This is a genomic window from Pseudomonas sp. ok266, assembly GCF_900110195.1.
GTDB lineage: Bacteria > Pseudomonadota > Gammaproteobacteria > Pseudomonadales > Pseudomonadaceae > Aquipseudomonas > Aquipseudomonas neuropathica.
The window spans coordinates 340,450-364,613 of the sequence record NZ_FOCU01000006.1 but is presented as its reverse complement, the minus strand read 5'-3'; the positions used below and the strand labels follow the sequence as shown (position 1 = coordinate 364,613).

Here is a 24,164-nt window from a genome sequence, read left to right as displayed (position 1 = left end):
CCTGTCAGGGTGTGCAGCCATGAAAGATACCGCGCAACGACCGACCCACGGAACGCCGGTTCACGAAGACATCGATGCCATTGAAACCAACGAGTGGCTGGAAGCCCTGGCAGGTGTCGCGAAAGTCGGCGGCAGACCGCGCGTGCGGTTCTTGCTGCTGCGACTGGCCGAGCAGGCCAGCCGTCTCGGCGTACAAACGACGGCGAGTGCGTATTCGCTGTACCAGAACACCATCGCGCTCGAACAGCAGCCGGTTTATCCCGGGGATCTGGTGATGGAGGAGCGCATCACCTCGATCATTCGCTGGAACGCCCTGGCCATGGTGGCGAAGGCGAACAAGGCCTATGGCGAATTGGGTGGTCACATCGCCAGTTACGCCTCGGCGGCGGAAATTTTCGAGGTCGGCTTCAATCACTTTTTCCGTGCGGACAGCGAAGCCGGGCGCGGTGATCTGGTTTACTTCCAGGCGCACTCTGCCCCCGGCGTGTACGCGCGGGCCTTTCTTGAAGGGCGTTTGCAGGCGTCGCAACTGGAGCGTTACCGGCAAGAAGTGAAGGGCGGCGGATTGTGTTCCTATCCGCATCCTTGGCTGATGCCCGACTTCTGGCAGTTTCCCACGGGCTCAATGGGTATTGGCCCGATCAATGCGATTTACCAGGCGCGGTTCCTGCGGTATTTGCAGCACCGTGGGATTGCCTCGACGGAGGGGCGGCATGTCTGGGGCGTCTTTGGTGATGGCGAGATGGACGAGCCGGAGTCCATCGCGGCGCTTTCGCTGGCAGCGCGGGAGAATCTCGACAACGTCACCTTCGTGATCAACTGCAATCTGCAGCGTCTCGACGGCCCCGTACGCGGCAACGGGCAAATCGTTCAGGAACTGGAGTCACTGTTCAGCGGCGCCGGCTGGAATGTGATCAAGGTGCTGTGGGGTTCGGACTGGGACCCATTGTTTGCCCGCGATGACGGCCATGCACTGTTGCGCCACTTCGCCGGGATGGTGGATGGCGAGTACCAGAATCTGGGGGCCAATGACGGTGCGTATAACCGCAGCCATTTCTTCGACCAGGATCCGCAGTTGCAGGCGTTGGTTGCAGACATGAGCCCGGAGCAGATCGACGCGTTGCGCCGGGGCGGTCACGACTTTCGTAAGTTGCATGCCGCGTTCGAGGCCGCGCGCAAGCACAAGGGCAGGCCGACCGTGGTGCTCGCCAAAACCAAGAAAGGTTTCGGCATGGGCCAGATCGGCGAGTCGCGCAACACCTCGCACCAGCAGAAAAAACTCGATATCGAGGTGCTCAAGGCATTCCGTGATCGTTTCGCCTTGCCGCTGGATGATGAGGCCGTGGCAGAAATGCGCTTCTACAAACCGGCTGACGACAGCCCCGAGTTGCGATACCTGCATCAGCAGCGACGGGCACTCGGTGGTTACTTGCCCAAGCGCAACGGTGTGGCTGCACCAATAGCCGTGCCACCGCTCGACAGCTATGGCCGTTTTGCGCTGAAGGCCGATGAGCGTGAAAACTCGACGACCATGGCGGTGGTGCGACTGTTTACCCATCTGATCAGGGACAAACAACTGGGGCCGCGCATTGTGCCGATTGTCGCCGATGAAGCGCGTACATTCGGCATGGCGAATCTGTTCCGGCAGATCGGGATTTATTCATCCGTCGGCCAGTTGTACGAGCCAGAAGATGCCGGCGCGCTGCTCTATTACAAGGAATCGACCGACGGCCAACTGCTCGAAGAAGGCATCACCGAAGCCGGTGCGATTTCTTCCTGGATCGCTGCGGCCACCTCCTACAGCGTCAATGGCGAGCCGATGCTGCCGTTCTACATTTACTACTCGATGTTCGGTTTTCAGCGCATTGGCGACCTGATCTGGGCAGCGGCCGACCAGCGCGCCAGAGGCTTTTTGATCGGCGCCACATCGGGGCGCACAACGCTCGCGGGTGAAGGACTGCAGCATCAGGACGGCTCCAGTCAGTTGATGGCAGCCACTGTGCCCAACTGCCGCGCCTACGACCCGGCATTTGCCAGCGAGGCGGCGGTGATCATCGACCATGGCGCCCGGCGCATGCTGGAGCAGCAAGAGGATGAGTTCTATTACCTGACGGTAACCAACGAGAACTACGTTCAGGCCTCACTTGAACCAGACGAACACGCGGACGTGATTCGCGGCATGCGCCTCTATGCCCGCTATGGCGAGGGGGTGCCGGCGGTTCGTTTACTGGGTTCGGGAGCGATTCTGCGCGAGGTGATTGCCGCCGCACATATGCTGGATCAAGAGTGGCAAGTCAGCAGCGAAGTGTGGAGTGTGACCAGCTTCTCCGAACTCGCCCGGGATGCCCGCGAGGTGCAGCGTCAGCAAGTGTTCGGCGGCGATGTCGAGTGCCAGAGTCACCTGCTGCATTGTCTGCCCGGTAACGCTCCAGTCGTGGCGGCCAGTGATTACGTGCGTGCCTATGCACAATTGGTGGTGCCGTATTTACAGGCGCCGTGCATCTGCCTGGGCACCGACGGATTTGGACGCAGCGACACACGCTCGGCGTTGCGCAGCTTCTTTGAAGTGGATCGCTATCACATCGTTTTGGCGGCGCTGGCTTCGGTCGATCCGCAGGCACATGCCCAGGCTCGGGCGAAATACGGCATCGACGCCGACGCCGAAGCCCCCTGGAACCGCTGAGCTTTCACGTCGTGTGTTGCGTCTTTCATCAACTAACAATCGCGACGGCACACTTTGGCTGTCTGCTGCGCAAATGGATCGCGTCGGCTGGCGAACAACTGATCTGAATGGCCTGCTGACGTTCGGCCCTATATCCTTCCCGCCTGTTTGATGAAATGACTTAGGGAAGAATTGCATGCCGTTCAGGGTGATGGTGGTCGGGGGCTACGGAAATTTCGGCAGCATCGTGTGCAGACATCTGGCGCTGATGCCGGATATCGGGCTGGTGCTGTCGGGTCGTGATCCGCGCAAGTTGCAGCGCAAACTCGATGAGCTCAACAGCCATTCGGGAAACGTCTGCGAAGGCTGGTGCGGCGATGCCATGGGGACGGAGTTCGAAGCCGCTTTGCGTGCGCTGAGCATTCAGTTGGTCGTCCATACCGGCGGGCCGTTTCAGGGGCAAGCCTATGCTGTTGCGCAGCGTTGCATCGATGCCGGCGTGAACTACTGCGACCTCGCGGACTGCCGCACCTTCGTCAACGGCATCGACGTGCTCGACGCGCGGGCGAAACAAGCGGGCGTGGCGATCCTCAGTGGTTGCAGTTCGGTGCCGACGCTGTCTTCCGCGATCATTGATGAGCAGCGCCAGCGCTTTTCGCGCATTGACTCGATCGAGCATGGCATTTCTTCCTCGGCAAAAATGCCCGGGCTGTCGACCATCGAAGGCGTACTCGCTTACGCCGGCAAACCGATCAAGCAACTCAAGAACGGCAAAGTCCATGAAGTGTCGGGCTGGCTGGACCTGACCCTGCGCAAGATGCCGCAGATGGGCACGCGATTGCTGGCCAACGTCGATGTCCCGGACATGGACATCTTCGCCGGTCGTTATGGTGCGCAAACGCTGAGCTTCAAGGCCGGCGCCGGTCTCAAGCTCGGCGGTATCGCCAACGGCTTGCTGGCGCAGGCGCTGAAAGTCGGGCTGGTGCGCGACCATGCCTTGTGGGCCGGCAGGCTGCATCGCCTGGGTATGCATTTCGAGCGATTCGGCGATGGCAAAAGTGCGATGTACATCGATGTGCAGGGCCTTGGTGTTGATGGCAAACCGCTGTCGATGACCGCGCAACTCACCGCTTTGAACGACAAAGGCCCGGAAATCCCCAGCTGCGCCGCCGTGGCCCTGGCCACGAAAATGGCCCAGGGTTACGTGCCAACCGCCGGCGCCAGACCGTGCGTGGGCGAAATCAGCGTCGCCGAGTACATGGCCGCGATCAACGACCCGGACAACCTGAGCCTGGCCGTGCATTTCTCGGACGGGCAGCGCTGACATGCTCTACCTGTGCCTCAAGTACCTGCACATCATCGCCGCGATCTTCCTGTTCGGTTTCGGCATGGGCTCCTACCTCTACCTGATCGCCGCCAGCCGCACCGGCAATCCGTACGTGATCGCGCACGTCGCGCGCATGGTGGTGCGCTTCGACACCTGGATCACCACGCCGGCCGGGTTTGTGCAGATCGTCACCGGTTATCTGCTGATGCGGCTTTCGGGGTTGTCGATGAGCACCGAGTGGGTGCTGACCTCGCTGATCGTCTTCTTCTGCGTCGGCTCGCTGTGGCTGCCGGTGTTGCTCCTGCAGAAGCGCCTGTATGTGATGGCGTCGAGTGCGAGCGAGGCGGGGACGGGGCTTGATGAGCAGTATCAAGCCGTTTACCGGAAGTGGTTCTGGATGGGCGTGCTCGGGTTTGCCGGAATGTTTGTCATCGTGCTGATGATGGTGACGAAGATGACACCGGTGCAGTTGATTAGCTTTCTGGCGTAGTTATTTTCAGAAAGCGCTGTTGATGATCCGGGGTTGGCAGCAGGCAGGTGTCGTACTTGCCGAACAGTCGGTAGCGGTTCAGCGCGATGCGGTCGTAGGCCCAGTCGCGCAGGCCGCGCGGAAATACGCGTAGCAGCCGCAATGGCTGCCAGCGGGCGGGTAGTTGGCTGATGACTTCGAAGAACGCGTCTGAACGTTCCCAGTAGTGACGGTCACGGATTACCGCCATGGTGTCGAATTGGTCGACTGGCAGGCCGGCCCACGCGAGCAAGGCTTGTCCCTCCGGCGACTGCACCGCTGCCAGACGCACGCGACGTTGATGATCATGGCGAATCAAAAAACGCGCCCAGCCGTTGCAGAGTTTGCACACGCCATCGAACAGGACCACGGATTCGCCGGGGTTGAGGAACGGGGCGGGGGTAGGGCGGGTTTTTGGCGTGGGCATGGGTTTTGTGTTCAAGACGTCGGGTGTTGCGATCATAGCGTCGCCAGCAGTGGTTCGCGAATGACCGCGCTCGCTTAGGCACATGAATGTGAGAGACAGACCACGTTCAGCAGCGTGATCCCTCGCCTGTTGAATGTCGCCGTCAAGCCGTTGCCTCACTTGCCCAAACGGCCCCCACTCGATCCTTGGAGCCGGCCCGAAGTTTATGCCGATACTTCAACGCTGGCCGCTCGACGCAGTAATACGAAACACCACTGAGCAAGAACGACAGCACCAACACCGTCGCAACCTTGGACCAATCGAATGAGGTGATCGGCCAGAGGCCGTGCAGGAAGTAAATCACCAGGAAGTGATTGAGGAATACGCCATAGCTGATGTTCCCGAGAAACTCGTCAATCCGGTGAAATTTGAGTGTTGTCAGCCCGTACACGGCAGGGATGCCCAGGGCAATGCCGGCGGCCACTTCGGCGTTGGACGGCCGACGTTCGATCCAGCCCATCATGATCGCTGCAAAGATCAATGCCGCTGCCACAGCGGTGCCTGCGGCGATTATTAATCCCTTGGCCTGCGGTTTGTAGAGGTAACTGCCGCACAGGAATATAAACAGCACGCCGGGCAACAAGCGGTAGCCGTAGTAGTCGGTGTTGACGAAACCCAGGCACGCGGGGATGAAGACCGCAACGGACAAGGCGAAAGCCACGCCCCGTGCTCGGTAGATGAGCAGGAACGGGATCACCAGATAAAAGCACATCTCAAGCCCGAGCGACCAGGCCGGAGGCAAAATCCACGATCCGCTCGCGCCGAACATATAGAAACCCAACGGCACGATCGCCAGGCTGGCTGCGATGTTTCTGAAGGTCAATTCGGCCCATTGCGGCGTGCCAGGCAGGAGGAAATAGATCACCGCACAAGAGAGGATGAAGTAGAACAGGAACTGTGGGTAAAGGCGCAGGGCGCGGTCCAGGTAGAACAGGCCGACTTTTTCGGGCGCCTGGTAGTTGCGCTCGATCAGTGAGGTCATCACAAAACCACTGATGAGCAGGAAAGAAATCACCGCCACCACGCCCGGGTTGAACCCCATGAACATCTTGCCCATATGCGAAACAGCGACCAGCACGGCCAACAGCAGACGTTAGGCTCCCACGTGTATCCCCAAACGACCTTGTAGTTATGGCGGGTAAATTACGATGGTTTATGGGTGGATAACAGGTTTTTCTCTGCGTTCGGGCGGCACACGGCTTGGCCAGCCAGCGCTTCGGATACCCCCAGCCCGGTCGCCATCGGCGTCAACAGGCTGGCCGGAAGGTACCCAGCGGGCAGCAAGCCAAACACGGCCTGGCCTTTTTTGGGGGGGGCCGTTGGCGTGGTCGAACTGGGTCGCCAGCGCGGTCCCCGACCAAGCGGAAAGCGCCGGGCGGGTGGTGGTAACGTCTCTACAGTCGGCCATCGCCACAGGCGCAGCTCCTGGTGGGGCAATGTTTAGCTCTCCAAGCGGAGCCGATCCGCCATAGCGGCTATCTACTCCGACAGCTACCGGCGCCCCAAAGATGACAGAGCTGAGGCTCAGGTTGAGCCTGAACAAGCCGGTTACGCCCCCGGCTGGACCGCCGGCGTAACCCCGACACCCCCGGCTGCTAGGGCGTGGGAGCCCTTGTCACTGGGCTTATGAGATATCGATCTGGTACCTGAACCCCTCGGCCGCCGCGCGGGAAATTCGGTATTCGAGCGGGGAGCGGTCATAGCCGAGGGCGGTGCGCTCGATGGTGACGACCGGGGCGCCTTCTTTGATTGAAAGGGTTTTGGCGGTGGCCCGGTCGGCTTGCTCTACGGTGAGGGTCTCTGTCGCCGAGCCGATACATTGTCCGCACTGGGTTTCATAAAACGGGTAGAGCAGTTCGCCGAAGCTTTCGGATTCAATTTCCAGCAATACGCCGAACCGTGTGGCGGGGAGCCAGATATCCTCGTGAAACAGTGTGCGGCTTTCAACCATCCGCAGCCGTTCCAGGTGCACGACGTCTTCGTCGCCCTGCAATTTCAGGGCTGTTGCCACAGGTTGAGAGGGTTTTTGCCGGCTCTTTGCCAGGATGCGGCTGGTCGGTATTTCGCGCCCGCCAGCGGCATTCACTTGCCTGAAGAATCGCGCCAGTGAGGCATCGAAGTTGGGACGGCGCACATAGGTGCCCCGGCCCTGGCTGCGCAGGAGCAGGCCTTCATTGACCAGTGTGTCCACGGCCTTTCGTACCGTGCCGATGGCTACACCATAGTGTTTGGTGAGCTCGGCCTCCGTGGGGATGGGCGCGCCTGGCATCCATTCGCCGGTGGCGATCTTGGCGAGCATTTCTTCTCGCAGGCGCTGATAGAGCGGCAAGCGCTCGTCGTATCCGAGGGTAGGGGCGTTCATTTTTTCTTTGATTCCTTTTCGGCATGCGCAGCCACTTTATCACCTGCGTGAGGTTTGACAGATATCCATCCCTGAATATATGGTGATCTAGTCATATATATGAATTTAAGCTTCTGTACACGTGCTGACGATTGCAGGATTGGGCCAAATAACCTGATTTCTCATGGCGGCAGGTGATTCTCCATAACAACAAACGAACGGGGTTATCTGTTTATGACCAGCCTTCACCCGCCTGCCTTCACCGGTGTGGACACGCACGCCCACGTCTTCCGCCAGGATCTGCCGATGGTTGCCAACCGTCGCTACAGCCCGCGTTACAACGCTTTGGTGGAGCAATACGTGGATCACCTGGATCGCCACGGTTTTTCACACGGCGTGTTGATTCAGCCGAGCTTTCTGGGCACCGACAATCACTTCATGCTCGACGCGTTGCGCCGTTATCCGCAGCGCTTGCGTGGGGTGGCGGTGGTGGATGTCGACGTCAGCGAAACCCTGCTCGACGAATTGGCCGAAGCGGGTGTGGTTGGTATCCGTTTGAATCTCATTGGCAAGGCGCTGGCGGATTACAGCGGCCCAGCCTGGACCACTCTGTTCCAGCGGTTGGCGCTGCGGGGATGGCAAGTTGAAGTTCAGCGCGGCATCGATGACCTGGCGCCGATCGTATCGGCCATCAGGGCCTGCGGTGTGACCGTGGTCATCGATCATTTCGGCCTGCCGACGGGGGGCATCGATGCCGGGAACCCCAACCATCAGGCGTTTCTTGAGTTGCTGAAGGATGACGGGGTGTGGCTCAAGCTTTCCGCCCCGTACCGCAGTCGATCCGATCTTGCCCAGGCATCGCATGGGCTGGCGCTGTTGCGCGACGCGAGTGGCGGTCTCCAGCGACTCGTCTGGGGCAGCGATTGGCCCAACACTCAGTATGAACAGCAGACGGACTATTCCCGGCAAGTGGCTTTCCTCGAAGGCTTGCTGCCGGACGCGGCCGAGCGGGCGCATGTGCTGAAGGACAACCCAGCGAAGCTGTTTGGCTTCGAAATACGCTGCTAAACGATCAATAACAACAATAGGACTTTCATCATGATGAGCCTGCTCGTCGTCGCGGCAATCGTTGTCGCCGTTGCCCTGGGTTACAAGACCAAGATCAACATAGGTCTGTTCGCCATCGCTTTTGCTTACCTGATCGGCTGTTACGGCATGGGGTTGAGCCCGTCCGACGTCATCAGCCTGTGGCCGTTGAAGATTTTCTTCATCATCTTCTCGGTTTGTCTGTTCTATAGTTTTGCCACCGTCAATGGCACGCTTGAAAAATTGGCGGAGCATCTGATTTATCGATGCCGGTCGATGCCTCAATTGTTGCCGTTCGCGGTCTTCTTCACGGCAACCACCATCTCGGCGATGGGGGCGGGCTACTACACAGTGCTGGCGTTCATGGCGCCCATCACGCTGCTGCTGTGCGAGCGCACCGGGATGAGCCTGATCACGGGCGGCATGGCGGTCAACTATGGCGCCTTGAGCGGAGCCAACTTCGTCTCCAGCCAGAGTGGAATCATTTTTCGTGGCTTGATGGCCAACGCTGGCATCCCGGAAAACGAGGCCTTCATCAACGCCGCAGCGATTTTCGCCAGTACCCTGGTGATACCGCTGGCGGTGATTTCGGTATTGGTGTTTCTCACCGGCCATGGCAAGGCGATGAAAGCGTCCGCTTATGCGGTCGCCGTGCCGACGCCGCTGAACCGCGAGCAGACAATCACCCTGTGGCTGACGTTAGCGATGATGGTGATCGTACTGGCGGCACCCGTCGCGCAAATTGTCTTCCCGGCAAATTCCACGGTGAGCTTCATCAATTCGAAAATGGACATCGGTTTGATCGCCAGCCTGTTCTCGGTGATCGCGCTCTTGCTGAAACTGGGCGACGAACGCAAGGCAATGGCGTCTGTGCCTTGGGGCACGTTGATCATGATCTGTGGTGTGGGCATGCTGATCTCGGTCGCGATCAAGGCCGGGACCATCGGCTTGCTGGCATCGTGGATGGGCAATAGCATTGCGCCGATCATGGTGCCGATTGTCTTCGGTGTGGTGGCGGCGTTCATGTCGCTATTCTCCAGCACGCTGGGGGTGGTGACGCCGGCGCTGTTCCCGTTGGTGCCACCGCTTGCCACGGCACTGGGGCTAGATCCGATGATTCTGTTTGTGGCCATCGTCGTTGGCGCTCAAGCCACCTCCATCTCGCCGTTCTCCTCTGGTGGTAGCTTGATATTAGGCTCATGTGTCACGGAGCAGAGTCGCAGCTCACTGTTCCAGCAGCTCCTGTTTCGCGCAGCGCCACTTGGCTTTGTCGCGGCACTGGTGTTCAACGCTGTTCTCACGTTCCTCTAAGCACGGCTCTTCACGGCCCGGCGCCTTTGCCGAGCCGTTGCATTTGGCACGTCGATCAATCAATAGGGAAAAATGACCATCATTGATGTGCTGGGAAGTGTGCAAGCCATCCGATATCGGTCAAATCGAATGGGGTTGCTTGCCGTCGCCCAGCACGTTAAGGCTTTTATCGCGCTAACTGAACCGGACGCTGAAGCCCATGCTCGTTAATTTACGAGCGCTCTAACCAGAATTCATCCACCTGATGCTGGGAACCAGCCTACAGATTTCCGCCTAGCGATTGCAGCGTTTCTAGCTACGCTTGCCAGCAAGAGACTGGTGCAAGTGCGCCAACTCCTTAATTGTCTGGCAAGGGAGCCAACAACCATGGATAGCACTCAGGGCGTTTATCCATCAGCGACCGTTCTGGTGGTCGACGATACCCCCGACAACCTGATGTTGATCGCCGAGTTGCTGAAGGACAAATATCGGGTCAAGGCCGCCAACAGCGGCGAAAAGGCCCTACGCCTTCTGCAGGCCGACCCGCTTCCCGATCTGATCCTGCTGGATATCATGATGCCGGGCCTGTCCGGTTATGACGTTGCCGAGCAGCTCAAGCTCGACGTTCGCATTCGCCATATACCGATCATTTTCCTCACCTCCATGACCGCAACGGAGGACGAGATTCGCGGCTTGAGCCTCGGGGCTGCGGATTACATCACCAAGCCGATCATCCCCCCGGTGCTCATGGCCAGGGTCGAGACCCAAATCAAGCTCAAGTCCGTTGCCGATTTCCTGCGCAATCAGAATGAGTTTCTGGAGCGGGAAGTGCAGCGCCGCACCCAGGAGGTGATCGCCATCCAGGATGTCACCATCCACGCCATGGCTTCGCTGGCCGAAACCCGTGACAACGAAACCGGCAACCATATTCGCCGTACCCAGCACTACATCAAGCGCCTGGCTGAACTGTTACGCAACCACCCGCGCTTTCGGCACTTCCTCGACGAGGACAGCATCAAGCTGCTCTTCAAATCGGCACCGCTGCACGATATCGGCAAGATTGGCATTCCCGATCGCATCCTGCTCAAACCGGGACGGCTCACCGCTGAAGAATTCGAGATCATGAAGACCCACACCACATTGGGGCGTGACGCCATCCAGCACGCGGAGGATCAATTAGGCATAAACGTCGATTTCCTTCATTTGGCCAAGGAAATCGCCTACGGCCATCAGGAAAAGTGGGATGGCAGTGGCTATCCGCAAGGCTTGGCCGCCGACGATATCCCGATCAGCGCCAGGTTAATGGCCGTGGCAGATGTCTACGATGCGCTGATCAGCCGCCGCGTGTACAAGCCCGGCATGCCTCACGAGCAGGCGGTGAAAATCATCGGCGAAGGCCGGGGCTCGCATTTTGATCCGGACATCTGTGACGCGTTTCTCGCCAATGCCGAGCAGTTCCGCGCAATTGCCGAGCGATTTGCCGACAGCGACCAGGACATGGCCAGGCAGTTAGCACTGCTTGAGCAGATTGCCGAACGTCCCTGAATCCCGCGCATTACTCTGCACATCCAGCTGAAAGAGGCCGTTTATGAACAGACTGTTCGAGATGCTCGAGCGCCTGTCTCTGCGCAGTAAATTGATCATCGGCTTCGCTGCGCTGCTGATATTGATCCTGATATTGGGCGTGCAAAGCCTGCGCACGCAGTATTCGCTAAGAACTGAAATGCAGCAGTTGTACCAACAGGATCTGGTAGGTATTCAGCATGTGCAGGAGGTTCGGGTGCAGTTGCCGCATCTGTTGCTCGCCATGCAACGTGCAATCGCGACCAACAACGCAGACATCCGTATCAGCGCCAGAGCCCAGCTGGATGTCGCCCAGGCGCGACTCCACGAAGCGCTGGAGCAGGTTCGTCCAACGCTGCGCAGGCAGAGCAGCATCAGCAGCCTGCTGGAATTCGAAATGGTATTAAAGCGTCTGCAAAAAGACGGCGATGAGGCACTGGAGCTGGCCGGCAAGGGTTCCTTGGGTCAGGCCTTGATGTTGCTCAACAGTAAGGATTTTCTTGCGCTGGAACAGGGCGGCGACGGGCTGCTCAACAAGATCGAGAAAAACAAGGAAGCCGACATCCACGATACAGCGAAGAACCTGGCGGAGTACGCAGAGCGAAGTACTGCGATTACGTCCATCTTGCTGCTGGGTGGGTCGACGCTGGCCTTGCTGTTGACCTGGCTGGTCAGTTATTCCATTCGCGTGCCGTTGAATCGCGTCCGCGTGGCGGTGGACGAATTGGCGTCCGGCAAGCTGGACGGTCACATCCCGCACACCGATCTTCGCAACGAAACCGGCGACCTGGCGCGTGCCATCGCCACGCTGCAGCTGGAAGCTTGTCAGCTTGAGCGCCAGCGCTGGATCAAAAACCACACGTCGCTCCTGCAAGTGGATCTGCAACAGGCGGAGACACCGCAGCAGTTGGCCCAGGCTTTTTTCAGCCACATCGCGCCGCAGTTGGGCATGTGCCAGGGAGCGCTTTACGTTCTCTATGAAGGCGCGGCACGCCTGCGCCTGGTTGGCGGTTATGCGGTGGACAGTGTTCATCCGCTCCCCGCTGAACTTGATCTCGGTGAAGGGTTGCTTGGCCAGTGCGCACTGGATCGCCAGCCCCGCCAGCTTCAGGACCTACCGGAACCGTTTTGGCATGTGCGCACGCCGTTGGGCGCAGCCCCCGCCAGCGTCCTGTTGGTTCAGCCCGTGATGCGTGGCGAACGCCTGCTCGGGGTGATGGAAATGGCCGGTTTTCGCCAACTGGAAGAGAACGAAGCGCTGCTGCTGCAAGAAGTCCTGCCCCGGTTGGCCGGCGCCATGGCCATTATGGAACGCAGTGAGGCAGCTCAGGCGCTGCTCTTGGAAACTCGCCGTCAGGCAGACGAAATGGGCGCGCAGGCTTTGCAACTGGAGCACCAGGCCAGCGAGCTGGAGGCCCAGCAGGCCGCATTGCGCGCCACCGAAGCCTGGTACCGCGGCATCATCGAGGCAGCACCGGACGGCATGCTGGTGCTGGGCGCCGACGGTCGCATCCTGATGACCAACCCGCAAATGGATACCCTGTTTGGCTACGCCCCCGGCGAGCTGATTGGCGCCAGCATCGAGCGTCTGGTACCGCAGGCTGCCCGCGAGCGCCATGTCAGGTTACGCGACGGCTTCATTGCCAGCGGCGGAACCCGGCAGATGGGCGGCGATCTTGACGATCTGAGCGGCGTACGCAAAGACGGCAGTTTGTTCTCCGTGGAAATCGGCCTTTCCCATCTACCGCGACTGGAGGGGCGTGGCGTCTGTGTGTGCGCCTCGGTGCGCGATGTCAGTGAGCGCAGGGCGATGGAAGCCAGGCTGCGCACGGCCAGCGATCGTCTGAATCTGGCGCAGGAGTCCGGTGACATCGGGCTGTTCGACGTCGACCTGGTCAGTGGCACAAATTATTGGACCCCCCAACTCGAAGTCCTGTTTGGTCTGGAGCCAGGCTGCTTCGGCGGTACGCTGGCGCACTGGAAGGCACTGGTGCATCCCGACGACCTGGCGCGAGTCAGCAGCACGTTCGAGAGTGCCGTCCAGAGTGGCGATGATCGCGCCGAGTTCGACTTCCGGATTGTGCGTAAAAACGATGGGCAGGTGCGCACGTTCCGGTCGCTGAATCGCTTCTCACGCACGCCTGACGGCAAGCCATTGCGCGCAACCGGCATCAACATCGATGTAACCGCACTGGCAGAGGCAAGGGCTGCGGCCGAGGAGGCCACGCAGGCCAAGAGCGAGTTTCTCGCCAACATGAGCCATGAAATCCGAACACCGATGAACGCCATCATCGGCATGAGCCACCTGGCGCTGCGTACCGAACTGGATAAACGCCAGCGCAACTACATTGAAAAAGTCCACCGATCAGCGGAGAACCTGCTGGGAATCATCAACGACATTCTCGACTTCTCAAAGATCGAAGCCGGCCGGATGAGTCTCGAACAGATCCCCTTCCGTCTGGAAGATGTGCTCGACAGCTTCGCTGCCATGATCGGCTTGAAGACCGAGGACAAGGGTCTGGAGTTGTTGTTTCAGATTCCGCCTGACCTGCCCACGGCACTGCTGGGCGACCCCCTGCGACTGGGGCAAGTGCTGATCAACCTCGGCAACAACGCGGCCAAGTTCACCGAACACGGTGACATCGTGGTCGGCGTTGAAGAAGTTGCTTCTCACAACGAACACGTGCAACTGCATTTCTGGGTGCGCGACACGGGCATCGGCATGACCGTCGAGCAGTGTTCACGTCTGTTCCAGTCGTTCAGTCAGGCTGACAGTTCGATCACTCGCAAGTACGGGGGCACCGGGCTGGGATTGTCCATTTCGAAGAAGCTGGTGGAGCTGATGGCCGGTCGTATCTGGGTTGAAAGCCAACCGGGAGTCGGCTCCACGTTTCACTTCCAGGTACAACTCGGCGTACAGCAAAATGTTCCGCCGCGTCGCATGTTCAAGGCTGGCGAGCTGTTGGGCATGCGCGTGCTTGTCGTGGATGACAACGCCAGTGCCCGTGAAATCCTTTCGGGCATGGCGCGCAGCTTTGGTCTGGAAGTGGATGTCGCGCAGAGCGGTAGTCTGGCGCTGCGCATGTTGGCCGACGCCGAGCACAAGGTGCTGCCTTACGATCTGGTCTTGATGGACTGGCGGATGCCCGGCATGGATGGCATGGAGGCTGTGAGCAGAATGCATTCCGCCAGCCTGATGCGCACGCCATCGGTGATCATGGTGACCGCTTTTGGCCGCGAAGAAGCCCGCGAAGAAGCCGAGCGCCAGGGCATCCAGTTGCCGGTGGTACTGACCAAACCTGTCACGCCGTCCTCGTTACTTGAAGCCATCGGTGTCGTGCTGGGCAGAGACACCCACAGCGATACTCGGGCTGGCGAACGCTCTCTGCACAATGCCAACACCGTCGCCAGCCTCAATGGAGCGCGACTGCTTCTGGTCGAAGACAACGATCTGAATCAGGAACTGGCCAGCGAGCTGCTGGAGAGTGTCGGAATACGCTTTCGACTCGCCACGCACGGCCAAGAGGCCCTGGATATTCTCGGCGAGGATGACGACTTCGATGGCGTGCTGATGGATTGCCAGATGCCGGTGATGGATGGCTACACGGCCACCCGGAAAATTCGTCAGCAACCGCGCTTTCGCACTCTGCCAGTGATCGCCATGACCGCCAACGCCATGGACGGTGACCGCGAGCGCGCCCTCGAATGCGGTATGAACGACCATATCTCCAAGCCACTCAATGTCGAAACCATGTTCGCCACAATGGCAAAATGGATCAAGCCACGAGCCGCTCAAGCTTCGCTGAACGCAGGTTTGGTCGATGGATTGCCAGATCGTCTTGAGGGCATTGACCTGGCGGCGGGACTCGCCACCTGCATGGGGCGGCGGGATCTCTACTTACGTCTGCTCTGCAAGTTTCGCGACACTCAGACAGATTTTTCCGAGCAATTCCAGGCCGCACGAATCGATCCGGATTCTGCTGCTGCCGCACGACTGGCGCACAGCTTGCGCGGCACCGCCGGCAACATCGGCGCCAAGGCCGTGGCGCAGGCCAGCACGTTGTTAGAACAGGCCTGTCAGGACAACGAACCGGCTGAGGTCGTACAAGCGCTAGCGATGCAGGTCGAGCATTACTTGCTCCCGACCCTCGCGAGTCTGGCGAACCTTGAGGCGGACACACTGGCCTCCACGGAGGGTGACCTGCTGGACGACTCGGCAATCAGCGAGCAACTGAACAGGCTTATTGTTCTTCTGGACGAAGGAGATACGGCGGCTTTGGACGTGCTAGCGGCCCTGCGCAACAGGCCACTCGATCGAGCGCTGGCGGAACGTCTGGCACTTGCCGCGGCGCAGGTGGAGCTGTTCGACTTTGATCGCGCCTTGAAGCTCCTTCAGTAAAAGTGAGTTGGGTAAACACGTAGCCGTTTAGTTTTAATTGCAACTGACGGCTTTTGGCCGAGAGCCGACGCCAAATGCAATCCTGATCCCTTTGTGACAGCAGCCAGAACGCCGCCACAAAGGGATTACTCATCAATCCACTGGCACAACTTTATCCAGCGCTTGATTTACCGCCAATTCGCCCAGCATTACCACTTGCGCAATGCCCTGAAGGGTCTTGCGCGCGGGGCCTTCCACCATTCCGATCACGTTGCCCAACATCACCGAAGCAGAGCCTAGCGATTCACTGGCATTGACCAGTAATTCTTCTGTCGCAGTTTTCGGGTTGGCCTGGAACATTGTGCTGGGTCGGTACGGCGTGGCCATTATCCGGTCGGCCGGTTTGAGGTAGTGGTCGAGGGCGCGTTCGGCGGCTTCGTGGAATTTCTTTGAGTCGGGTGATTCGTACGGAGAGGCCGGATCTGTCTCCGGCGGGTTTGGCGTGATCTTGAACATTTCTTCTTTTTCCTGTTGGGTGGCCGCCGCTCCGAGCTACTAAACAGGGGGTGGCAGCTGTACGCAGGTTAGTAGACCGGGGAAAAGAAGAAAGCCGGCGCGCCCGAGGGCGCCCTACGCACAGCCGCCATCAAGTGCAGGTAAGTGAATACCTTCTAATGGACGCTTGTGCACTTTCATTTACCACGGGCTACTAAACCCGATCACTGGGAATCAGTGATGCGAACAAAGTTACCGGTGGCCCTTGAGACGCACAAGCCGGCGGATTCTGGCGTAGTCGTAGGCAATGGCGCAAGACGTTGTAGCCTTAAGCAGGTAACGCGACGTGTCTTTTAAACAACCATGAAAGACGCCTAAACACGGCTCATCAACACGCTGTTCAAAATGACATTCGTCGGTCCACTCTCCAGCTCAGGCAGTGGCGGGGAACCCTCACGACAGGGCACGCACCTAACACTAGGTTACAACCCCAAAAGACGAGGAAGGATACCCATGTCAGTTCACCCGATTTTGTTCCTGGGCGGTTCCGGCGCCATTGGCCACCGTTCTGCCGAAGCGTTGCGTGCTGCTTATCCCGGCGTCCCGTTGCTGATCGGCGGCCGAGACCTGGCCAAGGCTGAGCAAGCCGCCGAGGAAATGGGCGGGGCGCAGGGCGTGGTCATTGACCCTGCTGCCGATGACCTGGGGCTGGGTGATCGCCCGGTCAGTGCCGTGGCGGTTTTCTATATGGATCATTCCCTTGCCGGGTTGCGTTTCGCGCAGAGGCGACGGGTGGCGCACCTGAGCATTTCTTCCGGCATTTTCGAGATAGCGCCGCAAATTGCCAATTTCATCCATCGACCTGATGCGTCGCCCATTGTGTTGGGTTACGAATGGATGGTGGGCGCGACGACCGTGGCGACGCTGCATCTTGCCAAGGCGTTTGCCCGGGTGCGCGACATCCGCATCGATGCGTTGGTCGACGAGCAGGATGGCGGCGGGCCGACCGTGGCTAAGGATTTCGAACACCTGAACAAGATGCTGCCCGCCGCCCTGACTCGGCGCGAGGGCGATTACCTCTGGCGCGAAGGGGTGGACAAGAACGTCAGCTTCCGAGCGCTGGACGGCACGGCGATGCAAGCCAGCGGCTTCTCGTCCATCGATGTCACCGGGCTGGCGGCGGCCACCGATGCGCCAAATGTTCAGTTCAATCTCGCCAGCGGAGTGAGTTCATCGCGGCGCGCCGGTCGGCCGATGTCGACCGAGATTCTTATCGAACTGCTGGGTGAGGATCATCAAGGGCGCCCGTTGCACACCCGGCATGCTCTCGTTCACCCGGCAGGCGCTGCAGCGTTGACGGGTCTGAGCGTCGCCATGCTGCTGGAGCGATTGCTTGGGCTGGATGGTCAGCCGCCGACTCCGGCAGGTCTTTACTTTCCTTATCAGTTGCTTGACGCCGGTGCATATCTGCAGCGTCTGAGTGAACAGGGTGGTGAGTTGCTTCAACTGAATGTGCAGTAGGGCAGGCCTCTTTCGGAATGCTGATTTTGCTCAATGAGCCGCTGACGAGCCTTTAAGTGCTCGCCAGCGATGATTTGCTCACGGTGACTGCCAAACCCCACCGTCAGCCACCGGCACCTCACCCAGATGATCTTACCGATCTGTTTGAACATGACTAAGCCTCCGTCCAGTCCACCGTCGCCGTTTCGCGCCATTTCACCTCGGTGATACCGAACCGCTCGGCTTGGGGTTTGGAGATGACTTTCAACGGAGGCTTGCCGGGTTTTGGAATCGGCGCAATGCCGGCGTCGCAACTCGCCCAATGCCATGCGTCAGCGTTGCGCATGGTTTTTGCGCGGATGACGAATGACTTTGGCTGGCCGTGAAGTTTGTATTCGATGACGAAGATGTCGACGTTACTCATGCGCTCCTCCTTACGCTCATACGCAAATGAGTTTTGCCGACGAAAAAAATTCAAAGGATTTTCGGGAGTTCGTTTCAGGCCGCTGGTAGGTGTTTTGCTTTGAACGGTTGGAACCGGCGGCAGCCTAACGATCAAGTACTTACCAGGCAGGCAGAGGACGAAAAATCCCCACGATTTCAACTCCGGAGGTTAGCGGTGAACAAGACCATCAGCGCCAGGGATTTGAACATTCAGCTTAAGCACAACGATGACGGTGGCTTGTTCAAATGGCTGCTCGCGAGCTTCTTGATGGGCAAGCGGATACAGGCTGAAATCGCCGCCGAAGCGTATCGGGTGATTGCCGATAAACACGGGCGCGATACGCCGCGCAAACTGGCTGCGTGCAGCCATCGTGAACTGGTCGCGATGCTAGGGAAGGCGCATTACGTGCGTTACGACGAGACCACTGCCGTGCGGCTGCACGCCTTGGCACGCAAGCTTAACGACGAGTACGCGGGCAAGGTCAGCCACATGGTCGAGGCAAGCCCTGATCGCCAGGCATTCGAGAGGCGACTGGCGGAGTTCGATGGTATCGGTCCGAAGACCGTGGAGATCTTCATGCGCGAAGCCAGCGCTGTAATCAGCCTTTGATCGCGGCCGTAAAAAACGGTCACCGCCCGCGTCGTGCAAAGCCTATTTGACTCGACGGCCAGAACGATTGATCGCCAACAAGCACAGCCCTACCAGCAATGCCGCGCCTGCAACCAACAGCGCAGAAGGTTGCATCGGCTGGCGGCCGGCTGTCGTGTGCCGCTGCGATATCGTCAGAGGTCGGGTTTTAACGGTCACTTCGTCAAACGTCCGCAATGGTGAAACGGCTTCTGCCTGAAACGGCATTTCCTCGATGCTCAGACGCAACCCATCCGTCAGTTCCAGTGTCCGCGCGGTAATCGTGCCAACGATTCTGCCCGGATAAACCGGCTCGCCATTGGGATCGAGTTGGTCATACAGGAAATTCTGTCCTTCAAGCCAGCCGACGGCCGTCTGCAACTCGGGGCCCAGGTAATACTTGCCATCGAGGAAAAATCCAGGAAATTGCGGCGCGCGCTCGACGCTTTCAATGCAGTAACGCTCACCCGGTTTCATACCGGTTTCAGGGGCAATCATGGTCAATCCCTCCACTGTAGGTTCAGTGGTAGAGAACAAGGATCGACCGTCGTTCCATGTAAAGGAGGAAAGGTAGCGGTTGTCCCGGAACGGACCTGTAACAGGCGAAAACAACTTCGCCCGACCAAGGCCGGGCGAAGCGGTGTGGCGCTAGCTCAATCAGTAATCCCAGATCGCCGGAATCCAGCGGAACGCCTCGCCATTGACGGCAACGCGGCCGACCGACGGGAAGGGCAGATGTGTGGCGACAAACAGTTCGCCACTGGCCGCTGCTTCCTGCAGCAGGCGCACGCGCACGCGCACCGCTTCATCAGGATCGTGCTCGAAGCCGTTGTGCCAGTCCGGATGGTCGAAGGCAACCGGGAACAGGGCGTCGCCGGCAAAGGTCAGGCGTTCGTCGCCGGAGTTCACGTAAACCACGCAGTGGCCCGGGGTGTGGCCGCCAGTGAGTTTTGCGACCACGCCGGGGGCGACTTCGAACGCGTCCTCGAAGATGTGCAGTTTGCTTTGGTATTGCTGGATGAAGGCGTTGGCGGTGGACCGCAGCACGTCCGGCACAGGCGCGGGCATGTCGGTGCTGGTGAAGTCCGGCGAGGTCCAGAAGTCGACTTCGGTGGCGGTGACGTGGATGCGCACGTTGTCGTGCAGACGATTTTTCACCGTCTCGACGAGTAAGCCGCCGATGTGGTCCATGTGCATGTGCGTGATGACAATATCGGTGACGTCCGCGAGGTCGATACCGGCCGCCGCGAGGCGTTTGGGAAACTGCCCGGCGCGAGGGAAACCGGGAAATTGTCCGCCGAGGCCGGCGTCGACGAGGATCACCTGTTCGCCGCTGCGCACCACCAGCACATTGAGTGCCCAGTCGAACGCGTCGGGACCCAGATACATCTCTTTGAACCACGCGGCGCGCTCGGCGGGATCGGCGTTGGTCGACATGGTTTGGGTCGGCAGCGGCAGGACGCCGTCGCTGATTACCATCACGTCGATGTTGCCGAGGCGCAGCGCGTAACGCGATGGCACCAGCTCTTCGGTCGGGGTTTGCAGGGTGGCCTTGTGGGCGGTGAAGGAATCCAGATGTATGGTCATGGTGTTCTCCTTTTTATCAGGCAAGACATCGGTTCTTGGACAATGGGGGCGAGATCAGGCCACCGGAATCATCGGGTCGGCAGCGGCGAGGGCGGTGCGACGGTCAGCGGCCGGCGGGTAGATCCACACACTGTTGATTTGCGTCTTCAGTTCCTTGGCTTCGGCTTTCACCAGCTTCAGTTGGCGATCCCAGCCTTCGGTGTACACCGCGCCCCAAGCACCCAAATCGAGGCAGGTCACGTACTTCGGCTGACGGTAGGTGGTCGGCGTCACGCCAAGCAGATCAGCAATGGCGTTGTTGCCGGCATGACGACCAAGGCTGATCGCGTGCTGGCAGGACATCACCGAGATATTGCCGACGTCGTCGGTGGCAGCACGGGCGACATCGCCGGCGGCGAACACGTGCTCAAGACCTTGCACTTTGAGATTGCCGTCGACGTGCAGACGCCCTTGGCCATCGCGTTCGGCATTGAGCTGTTCGGTCAGTGGACTGGCGCGGAAACCCACGGTCCAGATCACGGTATTGCTCTCGATGTGGCGACCGTCGGCGAGGGTGACGCCGTTGGCATCCACGGCGGCGACCGTGGCGTCGATGATCCACTCGATGCCCAGTTCTTTTGACGCTTCGATGATGGACGGACGGATGCCGTCGCCCATGGTCGCGGCAATGTCTTTGCTGCGATCAACGATGATCACTCGAATGTCTTGCAGCTCGCCGAGAATGGCGCGCAGACGGTTCGGCATTTCGGTCGCGGTTTCGATACCGGTGAAGCCACCACCGGCGATGACCACGGTGTTGCGCGCGGCGGTGGCCGGTTGGCTGGCCAGCGCGTGTAGGTGGCGCTCCAGGCGTGCCGCCGACTCGATCTGGTCGACGTCGAACGCATTCTCTTTCAGGCCCGGCACCGGCGGACGCGCCAGTTGACTGCCGCTGGCCAGCACCAGACGATCGTAAGTCAGCTCACCCGGGCGACCGGCCTCATCGCGATAACCGACACGGCGTGCCTGGCTGTCAATGCTCTCGGCGGTGCCTTTGACGAAACGCACACCCACGGCAGCGAGCAGCGCATCCAGCGGCGCGTACATGCTGTGGACATCGGGTTCGTAGAAGCGCGGACGGATGCGCAGTTCGGCTTGCGGGGCGAGCAGTGTGATCTCCACATCGTGGCGGTCATGCATATCCAGCAAACGCGCGGCGCTCAACGTGCTCCACAGCCCGCCGAACCCCGCACCGATCACCAATAATTGCTGTTTCATAATGTGCTCCCTGATGCTGATGGATGGATAACCCGAGTTTTTTCCGACACTGGCGTGATGATCACTGGCCGCCGCAAACTGCTTGCCGTACTGCATGGCGTTTAATCGTCCGCTGTCGAAATCAATGCTATGGCGTGGGCGCTGCGGGCGCAGTTGTCCATCGGTGTGTGCGGATTACGCATGGGTCGAAGGGCGGTATACGAAGGTATCGAACACGCTACAGAGGACGGTTCAGGGCAAAGTCGATGTGGTTGAGAAGGGTGTCGGGCGGGAAGGGTTTGGGCAGACAAGCGATGACGCCGGGCGCGCGGGTGTGGAATTCTTCGGGATGGGCGGTGACGAAAATCACCGGAATGCGCCAGCCTTGTGCGCGTAATGCTTCGTGCAGTTGCGGGCCGCTCATGCCAGGCATCTGGATATCGGAGATCAGGCAGTGTGTCTGCGCCGGGCTTTTTGACTCAAGGAATGCCTGCGCGCCCGGATAGGTGAACACCTGATAACCGAAGGCGCGAAGCAAACCTGCGAGTGCATCGCGAATGGCCTCGTCGTCGTCAACCACCGCAATGACAACCTTATGCTGCATAGGGCTCCCTGGCCGGACGGGCACATATCGCGACTCCTGTCGTTCTTGCACCATACGCCCTCAGCACCGGCGCAAAACTATACCTAGGTATAGTCCGTGGAGACTTTTTGAGCGTCAGCGGTTTTCGGCATCAACCTTCGCGGCTGAAGCGGCTGCGGTAGTCGCGCGGTGAAATCGACAGGTGACGCTGGAAGCAGGCGCGCAGCCGCTCTTCATCACCGAAGCCGCTAAGACGCGCAACCTTGTCGATGGTGTGCGCCGAGTTCTCCAGCATGCGCCTGGCCGCTTCGAGGCGGAACAGTTCAATGGCTTTGGACGGCGTGCGCCCGGTGCTCTGTTTGTAGACGCGGGTGAAATTGCGCAGGCTCATTTTCGCCTGTTCGGCGAGTCGCTCTACAGTCAACTTCGGATCGTCCAGGTGATCGATCAGCCACAAGTGCAACGGGTCGAACTGCGGGCTGTCCTGCACCTGCGCTTGCAGCAATGTGCTGTATTGCGCCTGACCACCGGGGCGCTTGAGGTACACCACTAGCTCGCGGGCAACCTGCAACGCCACTTCGCGGCCGTAATCGGCCTCGACCAGCGCTAAGGCCAGATCGATACCGGCCGTGACCCCCGCCGAGGTCCAGACCTTGCCCTGTTGGATGAAGATCGCATCGGCATCCACGTCGATCGCCGGGAAGCGCTCGCGCAGGTTGTCGCACATGGCCCAGTGCGTGGCGGTGCGGCAGCCGTCGAGCAAACCGGACTGGGCCAGCAGGAAAGCGCCGCTGCACACCGACACCACTCGCCTCGCGACAGGAGCATTACGCCGCAACCACGCGGTAAGTTCGGCATGCTCGTCGAGGGTCTGGCAGATATCGGGTGCGCCGGGTACGACGAGGGTGTGCAGCGCGGCAATGTCCAATTCGCGCAGCGCTCGGGTGTCCACGGCCAAACCTTCAACGGTATTGACCAAACCACCCTCAAGGCTGGCGGTGTGCAACTGATAACCGGGTTGGCATCTTTCGGCCAAGGCTTTGCTCGCGGCCCAGAACACCGTTTGCGCGCCACTGAGGTCGAGCAGGCTCATTCGCGGGTAGGCAATAAACACCACGTCGCGCGGTTCGGGCGTAGCGGTGAAGGGAATGCTGGACATTGAAATCCTGCCTGTTCAAACGGCTGAAGAAGGAGGGGAAAGGGCATGGCCGATTTTCAGGGGTTTCTGGCCTGTCGGCAATGCGCGTCGACTGCTAGCCTGCTGCGCGACCGTTTGGCTGGCCTCTGGCTGCGTTCGCCATCATGGACTAGATTTATTCACCTGCACATCGCACACGTTGCGATCTCGCCGAGGACTCACGATGACCCTGTGGTCGCATTCCAGCCCCAGCGCAGCCCCGTCCGTGCTGAGGGAACCGGTGGTTTATGTGGTCGACGACGACGCCTCCATGCGTCAGGCCCTCGACGGTTTGCTGCGTTCGATCGGCCTGCAGGTGCAGACCTTTGAAACGTCCCGAGACTTCCTCGCTTCGGCCAAACGCGACGTGCCCGGTTGTCTGGTGCTCGATGTGCGTTTGCGCGGTGAAAGTGGCCTGACCTTTCAGGAGCAGATGGAAAAAAACGGCCTGCGCATTCCCGTCGTGTTCATGACCGGTCACGGCGATATCGCCATGAGCGTGAAGGCGATGAAGGCCGGCGCGGTGGATTTCCTGGCCAAGCCTTTTCGTGATCAGGACATGCTCGATGCGGTGGCCAGTGCTTTGGCCCGCGACAGTGCGCGACTACTCGCCGAACAATCCGGCGCGGCGTTTCGTCAAGCCTACGAAACATTGACGGCACGTGAGCGCGAAGTGCTCGGTTTCGTCATTGGCGGGCTGATGAACAAGCAGATCGCCGCGCAACTCAATCTCAGCGAAGTGACGGTGAAAGTCCATCGCGGGCAGGTCATGAGGAAACTCGCTGCACGTTCGGTCGCCGATCTGGTGCGTATTGCCGAATCGCTGGGCATCGAGCCGGCGCTGCGGACAAGCTGAACCGAGCTTCAGCGCGTGACAGAAACCCCTTTGACGG

At 59.7% G+C, this 24,164-nt stretch carries 21 protein-coding genes and 1 pseudogene; 11 read left to right on the top strand and 11 right to left on the bottom strand.

The genetic code is table 11. The annotated features are described in order from the left end of the window. Positions 1-19: 19 nt before the first annotated feature. The 3 genes from mdeB to BMY54_RS13660 all read left to right on the top strand — a co-directional run bounded on the left by mdeB (position 20) and on the right by BMY54_RS13660 (position 4,479). Positions 20-2,683, top strand: coding sequence for an alpha-ketoglutarate dehydrogenase (gene mdeB, locus BMY54_RS13670; protein ID WP_093433366.1), 2,664 nt, complete (start codon positions 20-22; stop codon positions 2,681-2,683). Positions 2,684-2,858: 175 nt separating this feature from the next. Beyond that, a complete protein-coding gene (locus BMY54_RS13665) occupies positions 2,859-3,986 on the top strand; it encodes a saccharopine dehydrogenase family protein (RefSeq protein WP_093433364.1) in 1,128 nt (375 codons plus the stop codon). Position 3,987: 1 nt separating this feature from the next. Beyond that, complete coding sequence (locus tag BMY54_RS13660; protein WP_093433362.1) at positions 3,988-4,479, top strand: DUF2269 family protein; 492 nt, start codon at positions 3,988-3,990, stop codon at positions 4,477-4,479. On the opposite strand, the gene BMY54_RS13655 is transcribed toward BMY54_RS13660, so the two are convergent. Then, positions 4,463-4,924 (bottom strand): thiol-disulfide oxidoreductase DCC family protein, encoded by a 462-nt coding sequence (locus BMY54_RS13655; RefSeq protein WP_093433359.1) that lies wholly within the window; start codon positions 4,922-4,924, stop codon positions 4,463-4,465. The two genes, BMY54_RS13660 and BMY54_RS13655, sit on opposite strands and share 17 nt — an antisense overlap. A gap of 142 nt (positions 4,925-5,066) precedes the next feature. After that, a complete protein-coding gene (locus BMY54_RS13650; protein WP_371914440.1) occupies positions 5,067-6,053 on the bottom strand; it encodes an acyltransferase family protein in 987 nt (328 codons plus the stop codon). Between the two features lie 208 nt (positions 6,054-6,261). Between BMY54_RS13650 and BMY54_RS30885 the strand changes: the two are divergent. Beyond that, positions 6,262-6,408 (top strand): annotated as a pseudogene (locus BMY54_RS30885) (MFS transporter); the annotation flags it as partial. A gap of 179 nt (positions 6,409-6,587) precedes the next feature. Here BMY54_RS30885 and BMY54_RS13645 read toward each other — a convergent pair. After that, entirely contained in the window at positions 6,588-7,325 is a 738-nt protein-coding gene (locus tag BMY54_RS13645) for a GntR family transcriptional regulator (RefSeq protein ID WP_093433356.1), read from the bottom strand. A gap of 213 nt (positions 7,326-7,538) precedes the next feature. Between BMY54_RS13645 and BMY54_RS13640 the strand changes: the two genes are divergently transcribed. From BMY54_RS13640 to BMY54_RS13625, 4 genes are all read left to right on the top strand, one after another. Then, positions 7,539-8,372: an amidohydrolase family protein gene (locus BMY54_RS13640; protein WP_093433353.1), complete on the top strand. Its 834-nt coding sequence runs from the start codon at positions 7,539-7,541 to the stop codon at positions 8,370-8,372. 30 nt (positions 8,373-8,402) lie between these two features. Next, complete coding sequence (locus BMY54_RS13635; protein ID WP_093433350.1) at positions 8,403-9,701, top strand: SLC13 family permease; 1,299 nt, start codon at positions 8,403-8,405, stop codon at positions 9,699-9,701. Between the two features lie 366 nt (positions 9,702-10,067). Continuing rightward, a complete protein-coding gene (locus tag BMY54_RS13630) occupies positions 10,068-11,225 on the top strand; it encodes an HD-GYP domain-containing protein (RefSeq protein ID WP_093433347.1) in 1,158 nt (385 codons plus the stop codon). Between the two features lie 43 nt (positions 11,226-11,268). Beyond that, the gene (locus tag BMY54_RS13625; RefSeq protein ID WP_093433344.1) at positions 11,269-15,642 is read left to right on the top strand and encodes a response regulator; all 4,374 of its coding nucleotides are present in this window, start codon (positions 11,269-11,271) and stop codon (positions 15,640-15,642) included. 132 nt (positions 15,643-15,774) lie between these two features. Here the strand turns inward: BMY54_RS13625 and BMY54_RS13620 are convergent, their stop codons facing one another. Continuing rightward, a complete protein-coding gene (locus BMY54_RS13620; RefSeq protein ID WP_093433341.1) occupies positions 15,775-16,137 on the bottom strand; it encodes a DUF6124 family protein in 363 nt (120 codons plus the stop codon). A gap of 492 nt (positions 16,138-16,629) precedes the next feature. Here BMY54_RS13620 and BMY54_RS13615 point away from each other — a divergent pair, with 492 nt between their 5' ends. Then, positions 16,630-17,637, top strand: a complete 1,008-nt coding sequence (locus BMY54_RS13615) for a Rossmann-fold NAD(P)-binding domain-containing protein (protein WP_093433338.1) — start codon at positions 16,630-16,632, stop codon at positions 17,635-17,637. Here the strand turns inward: BMY54_RS13615 and BMY54_RS30610 are convergent. Together BMY54_RS30610 and BMY54_RS13610 are read right to left on the bottom strand one after the other, a co-directional pair. Beyond that, complete coding sequence (locus BMY54_RS30610) at positions 17,619-17,789, bottom strand: hypothetical protein (protein ID WP_175559598.1); 171 nt, start codon at positions 17,787-17,789, stop codon at positions 17,619-17,621. The genes BMY54_RS13615 and BMY54_RS30610 overlap by 19 nt on opposite strands. A 2-nt stretch (positions 17,790-17,791) precedes the next feature. Next, positions 17,792-18,040 carry a DUF6555 family protein gene (locus tag BMY54_RS13610; protein ID WP_077572547.1) on the bottom strand — a complete coding sequence of 83 codons (249 nt, stop codon included), beginning with the start codon at positions 18,038-18,040 and terminating at the stop codon, positions 17,792-17,794. Between the two features lie 195 nt (positions 18,041-18,235). Between BMY54_RS13610 and BMY54_RS13605 the strand changes: the two genes are divergently transcribed. Then, positions 18,236-18,670: an HhH-GDP family DNA glycosylase gene (locus BMY54_RS13605; RefSeq protein ID WP_093433335.1), complete on the top strand. Its 435-nt coding sequence runs from the start codon at positions 18,236-18,238 to the stop codon at positions 18,668-18,670. A gap of 42 nt (positions 18,671-18,712) precedes the next feature. Here the strand turns inward: BMY54_RS13605 and BMY54_RS13600 are convergent, their stop codons facing one another. The 5 genes from BMY54_RS13600 to BMY54_RS13580 all read right to left on the bottom strand — a co-directional run bounded on the left by BMY54_RS13600 (position 18,713) and on the right by BMY54_RS13580 (position 23,253). Then, positions 18,713-19,186, bottom strand: a complete 474-nt coding sequence (locus BMY54_RS13600; RefSeq protein WP_093433332.1) for a short chain dehydrogenase — start codon at positions 19,184-19,186, stop codon at positions 18,713-18,715. Between the two features lie 159 nt (positions 19,187-19,345). Then, a complete protein-coding gene (locus BMY54_RS13595) occupies positions 19,346-20,275 on the bottom strand; it encodes an MBL fold metallo-hydrolase (RefSeq protein WP_093433329.1) in 930 nt (309 codons plus the stop codon). 54 nt (positions 20,276-20,329) lie between these two features. Beyond that, a complete protein-coding gene (locus BMY54_RS13590) occupies positions 20,330-21,532 on the bottom strand; it encodes an NAD(P)/FAD-dependent oxidoreductase (RefSeq protein WP_093433598.1) in 1,203 nt (400 codons plus the stop codon). Between the two features lie 217 nt (positions 21,533-21,749). After that, complete coding sequence (locus BMY54_RS13585; protein WP_093433326.1) at positions 21,750-22,115, bottom strand: response regulator transcription factor; 366 nt, start codon at positions 22,113-22,115, stop codon at positions 21,750-21,752. A 130-nt stretch (positions 22,116-22,245) separates the two neighbouring features. Then, positions 22,246-23,253 (bottom strand): GlxA family transcriptional regulator, encoded by a 1,008-nt coding sequence (locus BMY54_RS13580; RefSeq protein ID WP_093433323.1) that lies wholly within the window; start codon positions 23,251-23,253, stop codon positions 22,246-22,248. 202 nt (positions 23,254-23,455) lie between these two features. On the opposite strand from BMY54_RS13580, the gene BMY54_RS13575 reads away from it, so the two are divergent. Then, positions 23,456-24,127 carry a response regulator transcription factor gene (locus BMY54_RS13575; protein ID WP_093433320.1) on the top strand — a complete coding sequence of 224 codons (672 nt, stop codon included), beginning with the start codon at positions 23,456-23,458 and terminating at the stop codon, positions 24,125-24,127. The last annotated feature ends 37 nt before the right edge of the window (positions 24,128-24,164 follow it).

What these genes read in the sequence shown, in the direction of transcription:
- BMY54_RS13640 (WP_093433353.1), top strand. Translation starts at nt 7,539, where the DNA reads ATGACCAGCCTTCACCCGCCTGCCTTCACCGGTGTGGACACGCACGCC.
- BMY54_RS13655 (WP_093433359.1), bottom strand. Translation starts at nt 4,924, where the DNA reads ATGCCCACGCCAAAAACCCGCCCTACCCCCGCCCCGTTCCTCAACCCC.
- BMY54_RS13620 (WP_093433341.1), bottom strand. Translation starts at nt 16,137, where the DNA reads ATGTTCAAGATCACGCCAAACCCGCCGGAGACAGATCCGGCCTCTCCG.
- BMY54_RS13660 (WP_093433362.1), top strand. Translation starts at nt 3,988, where the DNA reads ATGCTCTACCTGTGCCTCAAGTACCTGCACATCATCGCCGCGATCTTC.
- BMY54_RS13665 (WP_093433364.1), top strand. Translation starts at nt 2,859, where the DNA reads ATGCCGTTCAGGGTGATGGTGGTCGGGGGCTACGGAAATTTCGGCAGC.
- BMY54_RS13635 (WP_093433350.1), top strand. Translation starts at nt 8,403, where the DNA reads ATGATGAGCCTGCTCGTCGTCGCGGCAATCGTTGTCGCCGTTGCCCTG.
- BMY54_RS13595 (WP_093433329.1), bottom strand. Translation starts at nt 20,275, where the DNA reads ATGACCATACATCTGGATTCCTTCACCGCCCACAAGGCCACCCTGCAA.
- BMY54_RS13600 (WP_093433332.1), bottom strand. Translation starts at nt 19,186, where the DNA reads ATGATTGCCCCTGAAACCGGTATGAAACCGGGTGAGCGTTACTGCATT.
- BMY54_RS13585 (WP_093433326.1), bottom strand. Translation starts at nt 22,115, where the DNA reads ATGCAGCATAAGGTTGTCATTGCGGTGGTTGACGACGACGAGGCCATT.
- BMY54_RS13575 (WP_093433320.1), top strand. Translation starts at nt 23,456, where the DNA reads ATGACCCTGTGGTCGCATTCCAGCCCCAGCGCAGCCCCGTCCGTGCTG.
- BMY54_RS13615 (WP_093433338.1), top strand. Translation starts at nt 16,630, where the DNA reads ATGTCAGTTCACCCGATTTTGTTCCTGGGCGGTTCCGGCGCCATTGGC.
- BMY54_RS13610 (WP_077572547.1), bottom strand. Translation starts at nt 18,040, where the DNA reads ATGAGTAACGTCGACATCTTCGTCATCGAATACAAACTTCACGGCCAG.
- BMY54_RS13590 (WP_093433598.1), bottom strand. Translation starts at nt 21,532, where the DNA reads ATGAAACAGCAATTATTGGTGATCGGTGCGGGGTTCGGCGGGCTGTGG.
- BMY54_RS13630 (WP_093433347.1), top strand. Translation starts at nt 10,068, where the DNA reads ATGGATAGCACTCAGGGCGTTTATCCATCAGCGACCGTTCTGGTGGTC.
- BMY54_RS13625 (WP_093433344.1), top strand. Translation starts at nt 11,269, where the DNA reads ATGAACAGACTGTTCGAGATGCTCGAGCGCCTGTCTCTGCGCAGTAAA.
- mdeB (WP_093433366.1), top strand. Translation starts at nt 20, where the DNA reads ATGAAAGATACCGCGCAACGACCGACCCACGGAACGCCGGTTCACGAA.
- BMY54_RS13645 (WP_093433356.1), bottom strand. Translation starts at nt 7,325, where the DNA reads ATGAACGCCCCTACCCTCGGATACGACGAGCGCTTGCCGCTCTATCAG.
- BMY54_RS30610 (WP_175559598.1), bottom strand. Translation starts at nt 17,789, where the DNA reads ATGTTCAAACAGATCGGTAAGATCATCTGGGTGAGGTGCCGGTGGCTG.
- BMY54_RS13580 (WP_093433323.1), bottom strand. Translation starts at nt 23,253, where the DNA reads ATGTCCAGCATTCCCTTCACCGCTACGCCCGAACCGCGCGACGTGGTG.